Source organism: Veillonella dispar (assembly GCF_900637515.1).
Lineage (GTDB): Bacteria > Bacillota > Negativicutes > Veillonellales > Veillonellaceae > Veillonella > Veillonella dispar.
Genome location: NZ_LR134375.1, coordinates 1,795,171 through 1,808,253 on the forward strand (window position 1 = coordinate 1,795,171; position 13,083 = coordinate 1,808,253).

Genomic DNA, 13,083 nt, shown 5'->3' on the forward strand with positions numbered 1-13,083 from the left:
ATGTGTTTCAGACTGTAAGACTATTCAATCTCACATCTTTCTGTGCTATACTGACATTGTCATTTGAGAGGATATAGAGCTCACAAGATATCATTTAAATTTCATGATATTTTAGAGTGATGTTACTATATCAGGTACATATTTTCTGAAAAGAGGTTTTAACGATGGCAGACGCAAAAAACACTGTGTTATTCCCTTATGAAACATTGAAAAAATTAAGCATGGACGCTTTCCAAAAATTCGGTTTCTCCGAAAAAGAAGCTGACATCATCCAAGACGTACTTTTGACTTCCGACTTGTTCGGTATTCAAAGCCATGGTATGCAACGTATGGTTCGTTACCACAAAGGTATCACTAATGGCTTAATCAAAATCGACGCAAAACCTGAAATCGTAAAAGAAACTCCAATTTCCGCAGTTATCGACGGTCATGACGGCATGGGTCAATTGTTGGGCCACATGGCTATGGAAATGGCTATCGAAAAAGCTAAAAAATCCGGTGTTGGTATCGTATCCGTACGTAACTCCAACCACTATGGTATCGCTGGTTACTATGCTAAAATGGCTTCCGACCAAGGCTTAATTGGTTTCTCTTGTACAAACTCCGAAGCAATCATGGTTCCTGTATATGCTCGTAAAGCTATGCTTGGTTCCAACCCTATCGCTTGGACTGTACCTGCTGATCCTGTTGACTTCTTCTTCGATTGCTCCACTACAGTAGTAACTCGTGGTAAACTTGAAATGTACAACAAAATGGGCAAAGCTACTCCAGATGGCTGGGCTGTTAATAAAGACGGCGTTCCTTCCACTGACGCAGCTGAAGTATTGGGCAACATCTCCCGTCATGAAGGCGGCGGTATCCTTCCTTTAGGTGGTGCTACAGAAGTTCTTGGCGGCCACAAAGGTTATGGTAACGGCATGATTGCTGAATTATTCTCCTCCATCTTGTCTCAAGGCGGTACTTCCAACAAATGTATGGTTGGCGGTAAATCCAACATCTGCCACGGCTTCATGGCTATCAACCCTGAATTCTTCGGTGACCCAGCTGAAATCAAAAAACACTTCTCCCAATTCTTACAAGAATTACGTGAAGCTCCTAAAGCTCAAGGTCAAGACCGTATCTACACTCATGGCGAAAAAGAACATGAATCTGTTGCTAAAGTTAAAGCTGAAGGCATCCCTGTACTTAACGGTACAATGCTTGAAGTTCAAGACCTTTGCAATGAATTAGGTTTAGACTTCAAATCCTACTTCGGCGATTATGTACCAGAAGCTCCTGCTACAATGTTCAAAGGTAACTACTAATACCTAAGACCTTACAAAGGCCCTAACGTGGACATGTAGTCAGTAAAGAAGGGGACATAAACACTGTTTATGTCCCCTCTCTTATATTTTTTTAATCTCATTAACCTCAAAACCATGAGGTTAAAAAATTTTAAGAGATATATTAATTTTTATGATAAGTTTATCTGTTATTTTATTGTAAGCTTTTATTTTAACTGAACTTTTACAACTTAATACAATAGCGATTTACTCATCAATTAAATTGATTAAGCTACATCGTCCTGTTAAGCATATATTTTTATTTTTCTTGAAAGGATGATTTTAGAAATGAGTGCTATCACCGTTCTATTAGCGCTATCTCCAATCATTTGGTTGATCGTAGCGTTATCCATCTTGAAATTACCTGCATGGCAAGCAACAAGTGTTGCTGCAATCGGTTCTTTCATCATCGCTATTACAGCATTCCAATCCGATCCATTCATTATGGTCACTGGTGCCCTTGAAGGTGCCGCTTTGGCAATCTGGCCAATCCTATTAGTTATTACAGCTGCTATCTTCGTTTATAACTTGGTAGTACATACGAAAGCAATGGAAACTATTAAAACAATGCTTTCTTCTGTAACATCTGATACTCGTGTACTTGCATTGTTACTTGCATGGGGCTTTGGTGCCTTCATGGAAGGTATGGCTGGCTTTGGTACTGCCGTTGCAATTCCAGCTGCTATGATGGTTGCAGTAGGTTTTGATCCACTAAAATCTATCATCGCATGTCTCGTTGCGAACTCCGTACCAACAACATTTGGCTCCATCGGTATTCCAACAACTACATTGGCATCCTTAACAAACCTTGATCCAAGCCATTTAGGTACATTCATTTCCGTACAATTATTCTTACTTAACCTTATCGCTCCATTCTTCGTTGTTATGATTATTGGTGGCGGTATCAAAGCGTTAAAAGGCGTATTCCTTGTTACATTACTTTCCGGTTTAGCATTAGCTATTCCTGAAACTATAATCAACGCAGTAATGGGTCCAGAATTATCCGTAATCTCTGCATCCATCGTTATCATGGCAGTTATCATTATTTGTGCAAAAATTATGCCTCCTAATGATCCTGCATACGCAGTTAAACAAACTGGCGAAGTTCCAAAAGTTTCTGGCGGTGAAGGCCTTGTAGCTGCAATGCCATTTATCTTAATCTTCGTATTATTGTTATTAACTTCCAAATTGTTCCCTGCAATTAATGGTCCTCTTGCGTCCATTAAAACATCTGTACCTATTTATCAAGGTCCTGGTGCAAAACCTTACACATTCGTATGGATTGCAACTCCTGGTATCATGATTTTCATCGCTGGTATTGTTGGTGGTTTCATCCAAAAAGCAAAAGCTGGCGAAATCTTCGGTACATTGGGTAGCACAGTTAAAAACTTGAAATTCACATACCTTACAATCATCACAGTTGTTATGACAGCTAAATTGATGACTTACTCTGGTATGACTGCAGATATTGCGAAAGCAATGGTTGCTGGTACAGGTTCCTTATACCCTCTATTCGCTCCTATCGTAGGTGCGTTGGGTGCCTTCTTGACAGGTTCCGGTACAAACTCCAACGTATTGTTTGGCCCACTTCAAATCGCTGCAGCTCAAGGTTTAGATCCTACAAACTTCGAAGATCTTGGCTTCTGGTTAGCAGCAGTTAACTCCGGTGCAGCTGGTATCGGCAAAATGTTGTCCCCACAATCCATCGCGATTTCTATTGGTGCCGTAGGTCCTGCTTTGAAAGCATACCTAGAAAACCACAAAGAAATTGGTTCTGAAGAAGCTCACAACTTAGAACATGAAATCGAAGCAAGCGTTATCATGAACAGCGCGTTCAAATACTTCTTGATCTTCATCGTTATGCATGGTTGCATCTCCTTCTTCGGTCAACATTTCATCCATGAAATTCACCACTTCTTCTTCTAAGATTTGGTAACATAAAAAGAACAGCTCTTAATGAGCTGTTCTTTTTTATTGTTATATATTAGGATACTCCAAGTAATACAACCTTAAGAAGTTTATCCACATTTGTTACACATTATAAAATCTCAGTCTATTAATAGACCTCTTGCTCCACTTCCCATTTTGTAAATGTACCAGTATCTGCATCGATTTCAAAGTCGTATTCATAACCATTGTAATGAATTTCACCTTCATACTCTAAACGGCCATGATCATAATCACGATTGAACTCAGTTACATTTGCAATCGTTGCACCAGGTACACGTGCCAATGCACTTTGTACGGCCTCATCAGAACTAATAGCTTCTACGGAGGACACTACAGTACTACTCAGGACAGCTACCACAGTCAAAATCAAAGATTTTACCATTTTTTTCATATAATTCTCTCCTATATATATAAATCAAATCGATATTTTTAGATGCAATAATATATCTATTTTAATCGATGAAAGAAAAGATAGCAAATCAGAATTCTTAATAACAAAAATCTATAGAAATTATCTACTAATCATGTTACAATACATCGTATCAAATAGAAAAAATTAAATGCAGTCTGCGAAGTGCGATTCGCAGGCTTTTATTTTTCCCATTTTAAGATAGGAGGATTATATGAATCAAGAAAATTCTGCTAAGGTTTCCTTTATCTTGGTAGTATTCCTTGGCATGTTAACAGCCATAACACCGCTCGCAACAGATCTTTATTTACCAGCATTGCCGATTATGCCTGGCGAATTAAATACAACCGCATCTAATATTCAAATGACCATTGGTGTTATGACCTTTGGTGTTGCATTAGGCCAATTATTTGGTGGCCCTATTAGCGATACAATGGGTCGTAAATTACCACTCATCGTAGGCAATTTACTATGTGTCATCTCTAGCATCATTTGTGCCTTTGCACCTAACATCGAAATACTTTTACTAGGTAGATTCCTACAAGGTTTAACTGGATCTGTAGGTGTTGTAATTGCCAAGGCTATCGCTCGAGACTTTGCTTCTGGTCAAGAATTGACGAAACTCTTCGCCTTACTTATGATGGTTAACGGCTTAGCTCCAGTACTTGCCCCTCTCATAGGTGGCCAATTGCTCTTATTCACTACATGGCGTGTAATCTTTGTAATTCTAGCAGTATTCTCTGCTATTCTATTAGTAGGCTCACTTCTATTCCGTGAAAGCTTACCAAAAGAAAAACGTATTACAGGCGGTGTAGGTGTAGCAGTTAAAAATTATATTACCCTCATCAAAGATAAGCCATTCTTAGGTCAAACATTAATACAATTATTTGCCTTTGGCGGATTTTTTGCTTATATATCAGGTTCATCCTTTGTATACCAAAATATTTTTAATCTTTCCGCTCAAGAATTTAGCTATCTTTTCGGTATTAACAGCTGTGGTATTGTCTTAGCTAGTGCCATTAGTAGTCGTGTCAGTAATGTTATAACAGCTAAACAATTACTAACATTCAGCCTATGGCAACTTACAATTGGTTCCTTACTATTCTTAATTGCTATGATTTTCGAATGGTCACTCATCCCTGTAACAACCATCCTATTCTTTACCGTATGTACCGTATCCCTATTCGGCTCCGCCTCATTCTCTATGGCGATGACCAACTACGGGAAAATGGCAGGCAGTGCCTCTGCCATACTCGGCTTTGCAAGCATGTTTGCGGCAGGTATTGTATCTCCACTCGTTGGTATTGGTGGGGATCATACGGGGATACCCATGGGGATTACAATGCTAGTATGTGCAGTGCTTTCCTTATTGTGCCTATATGGTTTAGTTGAAAAAGAATAATCTATTTTACATTTGTGTACGTCCCACAATGGGGCCCAACTACAACAGAATATTATTAGTATATAAATAAGATACCCCTTTCCTTGCTCAGTACTTCGTAAAATCGCTTCGGAAAGGGGTATCTTATTTATATTAACACTACCTGTGAAGGCGTCCCATTGCGGGACTATACAAGCATACTTCAAAATAGATTACTTCTTATTCCCTACAAACACCATAAGCACAATAAAAGAAAGCTACTGTCCAACTGGTTGTAAACGAAAGGAGATGTGGCATAGCCACATCTCCTTTCTCCCCCTCCCATCTCCGTTAGGTGTATTGCTAATTTTTTATAATAAATAATGAGATAACAAACTCGATGGAGCTATTAGGGATATAGTAGATTGGATTACTTACATTTTATAATGGGACATCTTCATAGCCGAGTGTATATAGAAAAGAATACAGCCCTCTCTGCAGCGATTTTACGGAGCGTAGTGACGTACCTGAGCCAAGAGAGGGCTGTATTTTTTCTATACTAATGATATGCAGTTGTATCCGGGCCCCATTATAAAATGAAAGCACCTTATCGCTTATTTACAATAGCTCCATCGAGTTACACAACTATTATTGGGGCTAAAATTAGCAATACATCTAACATGGCCCCATTGAAAATATAACGGAGCATTCCTTTATTCAAACATGGTCGATAGTAATAGTTTCAAGCGGTTTGCTTGGTTTACTGCACTGGAGCCTGGATCGTAGTCGATGGCAGCAATGCGCACGTCTGGGTAGGCAGCGGATAGTGTTTTTACCATGCCTTTACCTGTTACGTGGTTTGGTAAGCAACCGAATGGTTGCAAGCATACGATTTGTTTTGCCCCTTTTTCGATGAGGTCAATCATATCGCCTGTGAGGAACCAGCCTTCACCGCATTGGTTACCAAGGCCAATGTATTGAGCTGCTTCTTTTGCTACTTCTGTCATACGTTGTAGAGGGTCGAAGTGTTTAGACGCTGCTACGGCTTTAGCGTATGGCAAGCGGTAAAGTTCAAGGGCTTCACGAGCCAATGTACCGAAGAAGCCAGATAGCCATGTACCATCAAGGTGTTTAGCACGGTATGTGCTATCCATTGCGCAGTACAAGAAGAAGTCTAATAAACCAGATGTAACGACTTCGCCACCTTCTTTTTCAATGAGTTCATTGATATGGTTGTTAGCACTTGGGTGGAATTTAACGTAAATTTCCCCTACGACGCCAACGCGAGGTTTTTGTACATCTTTATTGACCGGCAAGTTATCAAAGTCATGAATGATTTCTTTGATGTACTTATTATACTGACGAAGGCTGGCAGATGTAATGTTTTCACGTAATTTTTTAATCCAGTAATCACATAATGCATCTGTAGAGCCTGGGTTAGTTTCGTAAGGACGTGTAGCCAATACGCATTGCATGAGGGCATCACCGTAGACAACGGCTTGAATCATGCGATGCAAGAAACCTTTTGTCAATTTGAAGCCTGGTTGACGTTCCATATCGCTTGCATTAAGAGATAGAATTGGCACTTGTTTCATACCAGCGTCAATCAATGCTTTACGCAAATAGCCAATATAGTTTGTAGCACGGCAACCACCACCTGTTTGAGAGATGATAACAGCTGTTTTATCGATATCATATTTGCCAGATAATAGTGCAGACATGAGCTGACCAACAACGATAATCGCTGGGTAACATGCATCATTATTGATATATTTCAAGCCCACTTCAATATCGTCACGCGTTGGTGCTGGCAACATTTCAAAGTTATAGCCTTCATTTTTGAGGACTGGATCTAAGAGGCTAAAATGCAATGGTGACATTTGTGGCACCAAGATTTTATAGGTCTTACGCATTTCCTCTGTAAACACCACGCGATTATAATCGTAGGTTGGCAATTGTTCTTCCACCACTTCTGGTGCCTCTGGGTTGTGATGACGACGCAAGCTACGTTCCATTACAGATTGCAATGAACGCAAACGAATCGTTACAGCCCCAAGGTTTGTACCTTCGTCAATTTTGAGTAAGGTATGAATTTTATGGTTTGCTGAAAGTATATCTTTTACTTGATCCGCTACGATAGAGTCGAGGCCACAACCGAAGGAGTTGAGCTCAACAATTTGGAAGCCTTCTGTTCTACTTACGAATTCAGCAGCGCGATATAGACGGCTATGGTAAGACCATTGGTCTACAACACGTAGATGCTTGATTTCATTCCCCAGTGGCGCAACGCCATCTTCTGTAAGAACAGCCATACCAAGGGATGTAATAAGCTCTGGGATACCGTGATTAATACCAGAGTCCAAATGGTATGGACGGCCAGCTAATACGATAGTAGGAATTTGTTCTGCTACGAGGCGAGATACTGTTTTCTTTGTCGTTTCACGGTAAGAAGCCTTACAATTTTCTTGTTCTTCCCACGCTTTTTCAACAGCGTTAGCAATATCTTTCTTCTTGAGATTCAAGAAGTCCAATGCTTTCACAAGAGCAGGAACAAGAGATTTCTTATCAGCTAACGGCAAGAATGGTGCATGGAATGGAGTATCTCCTAACACGTCTTGCATGTTGTTTTTAATAAGTTCTGGATAGGAAATAACCATTGGACAATGGTAATTATTGTCGCGGCTAAATTCCTTAGGGCCATGTTGAATACAAGGGTACCAAACAAAGTCTACCTGTGCATTCGCAAGATCGCGAATATGACCATGAACAGCTTTTGCTGGATAGCAAGCTGTATCGGATGGGATTGTATCGATAGCCTTGTTGTATTGGTCCTTCGTTGTGTAATCGGAAAGGATTACTTCATAGCCAAGTGTATTAAAGAATGTAAACCAGAATGGGAAATCCTCATACATGTTGAGGACGCGAGGAATACCTACGCGCATTTTACCTTCGAACTCTGGAATATTTTTCTTTAAGTAGTAGTCGAAGTAACGACGCAATTTAACATCTACTAAGTTAGGAACTGCTTTGCGTTCCTCTTGAATCATACCGCCTGCACCGCGGTCACAACGGTTACCCGTTACATAGGTACGACCATCGGAGAAAGCGTTGATGGTAAGCATACAATTATTAGAGCAAAGTCCACAATTGCGCATTGTCGTAGATACTTGTAAGGAGTTAAGACCATTGCTATCGAGCAAAGTACTTTTTTCCTTTTGTAACTCTTCTGCCGTTTCAGCTGCAAGAAGGGCCATACCATACGCACCCATCAAGCCAGATACGTCAGGACGAATTACTTCTACGCCCATCAATTTCTCAAAGGCACGCAATACGGATTCATTGTAGAATGTACCGCCTTGTACAACGATATGATCGCCCAATTCTTTAGGATCTTTTACCTTAAGAACCTTATAAAGGGCATTTTTAATAACAGAGTAAGCAAGACCTGCCGCGATATCTTGTACCGTAGCACCTTCTTTTTGAGCCTGCTTAACCTTAGAGTTCATAAATACGGTACAACGAGACCCCAAGTCGATTGGCAAGGATGCCAACAAACCTTCCTTCGCGAATTGGTCGATTGGAATGCGTAGACCGGATGCGAATGTATCGATGAAGGAACCACAACCAGAGGAACATGCTTCGTTCAATACGATATCTTCGATATAGCCATCGCGAACCTTACAGCATTTCATATCTTGACCGCCGATGTCCAAGATAAAGGAAACATCAGGGCAGAAGTAGCGAGCTGCACGATAGTGAGCCATTGTTTCTACTTCACCGATATCGATGCCAAGGGCGCGTTTAAGGAACGCTTCGCCGTAACCCGTTACACCAGAATGCGCAATATAAGCGCCTTTTGGTAAAAGTTCATAAATTTTCTCGATCATTTCACGAGATTTTTCTAACGGTTTACCATGGTTTGGACCATAGTGAGAGAAGATAATTTCCTTATTACTATTGATGAGAACTACCTTAAGTGTAGTAGAACCAGCATCAATACCAAGGTAACAAGGACCTTGCGCATCTTCAATATTTGCTTTTGGCGTTACTGCCTTAGCATGACGAGCGCGGAATTCTTCTAATTCTTGTTCATTTTTAAATAGAGGTTCTACACGATCTGTAGCCTCCATAGGAATACCGATGAGGGCACCGATTTCTTTTGTTAATTGACCAACTGTAATCTCACGACAGTCTTCTTTCATCAAAGCCGCCCCTAAAGCGATGAACAATTCACCATTCTCAGGGATAATGCGATGCGCTTCATCTAGTTCTAAGGTATCGCAGAAGCATTGGCGCAATTCAGACAAGAATGTCAATGGACCGCCAAGGAACGCTACATTACCTTCAATTTTATGACCGCATGCAAGGCCCGCAATTGTTTGGTTTACAATCGCTTGGAATACGGATTTTGCAATATTTTCATGAGATGCGCCTTGGTTTAACAAAGCTTGTACGTCTGTTTTAGCAAATACGCCACAGCGTGCTGCAATTGGATAAATCGTATCAGCATTCATGGCCAATTGGTTAAGACCAGATGCATCAGTTTGCAATAAAGTCGCCATTTGGTCGATGAAAGCACCTGTACCACCTGCACAAGAACCATTCATACGGTGTTCTGCCGTTTGACCTAAATAGGTTACCTTCGCATCTTCACCACCAAGTTCGATGATAACATCAGTTTCTGGATACAATGCTTTTACAGCACGTGTTTCAGCAATAACCTCTTGTACGAATGGAATGCGTACCTTTTCAGCCATCGCCATACCACCAGAACCGGTAATACATACATGAACTTGATCATTTTCATGGCCCACTTGAGCCTCTTGGAGCAAGGTATATACGGTGTCCAAAATGTTCGCATAATGGCGTATGTACTTTTTATACAAATAATTATCGTGTTCGTCTAATAGTACAACTTTAACCGTTGTAGAGCCCACGTCAATACCCATGCGTAGCATGTGTTGCATAAATACCTCTCTTTTCAAAAACCGTATGACCACACAAGATCATACTCATATTGTGAAAGTAGTACATTTAATATGAAGCTCACATAAAATATACTAGCATCTAATTAAATTAGACGAGGATACGCTTTCACAAAAATATCTAATTTTTTAAATATCCTATACATATTATACAACAAATGTAGATAAAATCTATGTTATTCTATATTCCAATGTGTTATATGGAATATGACTAAATTTGAATAACACCTCTACATCGTGATAGGATGTAAAAATTATTATATCATTCTAAGATGAAAAAAGGTGTATCTAATAGCACATAACCTCAGTAATACTATCTATTCCTATACAAATAAAAAAAGAGGCTTCAATGAAATCATTAAAGTCTCTTTTTTCAGTCTTATATTTCTAGTTTTAGTATTCAATCTATATAGTATTCAGTCTATATAAATTACAATACTTTTTTATATAAACCAATAAGATCATCATGGTTAGCTGGATATGGATTAAATCTGTAACACATATCCTCTAGTGCTCTATCTGCCATAAGGTCGAGCTTAGTTTCCGATACAGCTTTATCTACACCAAAGGCTGTCAGATTCATTGGACAGTCTAATGTATGTTGCAATGTAACGATAGCTTCTATAAGAGCAGCTAATTTATCCACCTCTGATGCATTATGACCTGCAAAGCCTAATTTAGCAGATAAATGAGCATATTTTTTAGCTACCGCCGGATTGTGGGAGCAATTAAATCCAATTACATACGGCAAGAGCATACTATTAGCTAGACCATGAGGCACATGGAATTGTCCTCCCAGCTGATGAGCCATAGCATGAACGATACCTACGCCAGCCTTGTTAAAGGAAAGCCCTGCAAGGCATGATGCTTCGTGCATAGACATGCGGTCATGCTCTGTAGCTGTTGGTTTATGACATTTTGGCAAATATTCAAAGACAAGCTCAATCGCCTGTTGTGCCAATGCATCGGTAAAGTTATTAGCAGCAGTCGCTACATAAGCTTCTAGAGCATGAACGAGTACATCCATACCACTAAAAGCAGTAACACTTGGTGGAGATGTTTTTACAAACAATGGCGTTAATAAAGCTTCATCAGGTAATACCGCATCATCCACAAGAGGATACTTAATTTGTGTTTCGCTATCTGTAAGAACAGCAAAAGAGGTCACTTCAGATCCTGTGCCACTAGTAGTAGGCACGGCAATAAAGGATTTGATATCCATATGCTTTAATTTACGACCAAAATAAGCAATCCCTTTACTCATATCAATGCAAGAGCCACCACCTATGGCTATGATAACGGATGGCTTAATGCCTTCCATAAATTCAATGCCCTTTACTACATGCGTTATGGGCGGATCAGGTACCACATCAGTGTAGATAGTTACTTTATTTTTACTGTCCATTAAGCCAATCACATAGGTAAGGCTTGGAGAATCTTTTAAAAATGGATCACATATGATAAGGATGGATTCATTATTAAATTCTGTAAGACGATTCAACGAATCTGGTCCTGCATAAATTTGAGTTGGAAAAGTCCATTTATTCATATGCTCACCACCTATCGAATATTAAATCCTGTTGTTAAACAACATCTACGACGTCGTGCAAAGCAGCGCGCTGATGTAGTCGATTCCCCAGTTGGTGTAGCAATTGTAAAGGTTGTCGTACCTTCACCACTAAAACCAAGCCCTGCATAGGATGGACCATTTTTAACAAAAATAGATGTTTTCATTTTACGAGCCATACGATTGAGACGTTCCATATTTAAGGAATGCATTGTTGCCGTATGATGTAAGCCCGCTTCTAACATCAAGCATACATCGAGACCTTCATCAAAGCTATCTACCGTCACAACCGGTAGAATAGGCATTAACATTTCAATCACTGCAAATGGATGGTCTTTTGGTGTACGCATGATAATCAATCGTGGATCACCGTTATACGGAATATGTGCCGCATCAAGAATGACGCTTGCATTCTTACCGACGAACTTTTTGTTTGGTGTCCCATTTGGTAATACAGTTAAATCCACTAAGCGTTGAATATCTTGTTGATTTTCAATGAGGACGCATCCTGCTTTCACCATTTCTTGAACTAGTTGTGGCTCAATTTGGCGCATAGCAACGACGCTCTTTTCAGCGATACATAGAATATTATTATCGAGGCTTGCACCGAGAACAATATCTTGAGCTGCCTTTTTAATATCTGCTGTTTCATCTACAAAGGCTGGTGGATTACCAGCACCGGCACCGATAACCTTTTTACCACTTTGAAGTGCTTGTTTTACAACCCCAGGGCCACCAGTAACAACTAATAGACTCACATCGGGGTGCAACATCATCTCTTGAGCGGACTCAATAGATGGCTCCCGAAGTGTAACAATAAGATTTTCAATGCCAATTGATTTAGCGATGATTTGATTAAGTTCACTAACTAACAATCGACTAAGATGCTTAGCACCAGGATGAACGCTAAAGAATACTGCATTCCCCGCTGCTAACATGCCGATAGTATTACATATTAATGTTTCCGCTGGATTTGTACTTGGTGTAATAGCACCGATGACACCGTAAGCAGATAATTCGTATAATGTCATGCCATTATCACCAGTTTCACACTCTGTAACGAGATCTTCTACGCCCGGTGTTTTATCAAGTGTAAGGTTTAATTTCAGTACTTTATCTGCAACGCGCCCCATCCCCGTTTCTTCAACGGTTTTTTGAGCCAACTCTTGTACTCGTGGACGCATAGCAGCACGGATGTCTGCTATTACCTTTTCACGGGTTGCCAAGGTGCAATCTTCAAAGCGCGCTTGCGCTGCTTTTGCTGCTTGAATTGCGTCATCAACCGTATCAAATACACCTGGCTCAACTTGATCTCTAGGCGCTTGTTTAATAGGTTGTGATGAGGCAGATTCTTGATTTTGCCCCTGTAATACATCTATAACCATGGAGCGGATCATTTCTTTCAACTGTGTATTGTTTTCCATCATGAACCTCCATATAGGTTGCATTGCTGATGCAATGACCATGTCAACTAACGGTGTACACAATCA

At 40.1% G+C, this 13,083-nt stretch carries 7 protein-coding genes; 3 read left to right on the forward strand and 4 right to left on the reverse strand.

What is annotated here, in order from left to right; all coding sequences use genetic code 11:
• Nucleotides 1-164: 164 nt before the first annotated feature.
• Together EL171_RS08505 and EL171_RS08510 are read left to right on the forward strand one after the other, a co-directional pair.
• The gene (locus EL171_RS08505) at nt 165-1,304 is read left to right on the forward strand and encodes an Ldh family oxidoreductase (protein WP_005385319.1); all 1,140 of its coding nucleotides are present in this window, start codon (nt 165-167) and stop codon (nt 1,302-1,304) included.
• Nucleotides 1,305-1,610: 306 nt separating this feature from the next.
• Nucleotides 1,611-3,248, forward strand: coding sequence for an L-lactate permease (locus EL171_RS08510; RefSeq protein WP_039968932.1), 1,638 nt, complete (start codon nt 1,611-1,613; stop codon nt 3,246-3,248).
• 130 nt (nt 3,249-3,378) lie between these two features.
• Here the strand turns inward: EL171_RS08510 and EL171_RS08515 are convergent, their stop codons facing one another.
• Nucleotides 3,379-3,663 (reverse strand): PepSY domain-containing protein, encoded by a 285-nt coding sequence (locus EL171_RS08515; protein ID WP_005385313.1) that lies wholly within the window; start codon nt 3,661-3,663, stop codon nt 3,379-3,381.
• A 232-nt stretch (nt 3,664-3,895) separates the two neighbouring features.
• Between EL171_RS08515 and EL171_RS08520 the strand changes: the two genes are divergently transcribed.
• A complete protein-coding gene (locus EL171_RS08520) occupies nt 3,896-5,083 on the forward strand; it encodes a multidrug effflux MFS transporter (RefSeq protein WP_005385311.1) in 1,188 nt (395 codons plus the stop codon).
• Nucleotides 5,084-5,754: 671 nt separating this feature from the next.
• On the opposite strand, the gene EL171_RS08525 is transcribed toward EL171_RS08520, so the two are convergent.
• The 3 genes from EL171_RS08525 to EL171_RS08535 form a co-directional block, all read right to left on the reverse strand.
• Nucleotides 5,755-10,008, reverse strand: a complete 4,254-nt coding sequence (locus tag EL171_RS08525) for a 2-hydroxyacyl-CoA dehydratase (RefSeq protein WP_005385309.1) — start codon at nt 10,006-10,008, stop codon at nt 5,755-5,757.
• Nucleotides 10,009-10,456: 448 nt separating this feature from the next.
• Nucleotides 10,457-11,575: a 1-propanol dehydrogenase PduQ gene (locus EL171_RS08530; protein ID WP_005385307.1), complete on the reverse strand. Its 1,119-nt coding sequence runs from the start codon at nt 11,573-11,575 to the stop codon at nt 10,457-10,459.
• An 11-nt stretch (nt 11,576-11,586) separates the two neighbouring features.
• On the reverse strand, nt 11,587-13,020 hold the full coding sequence (locus EL171_RS08535; protein WP_232013616.1) for an aldehyde dehydrogenase family protein: 1,434 nt from the start codon (nt 13,018-13,020) through the stop codon (nt 11,587-11,589).
• Nucleotides 13,021-13,083: the final 63 nt, after the last annotated feature.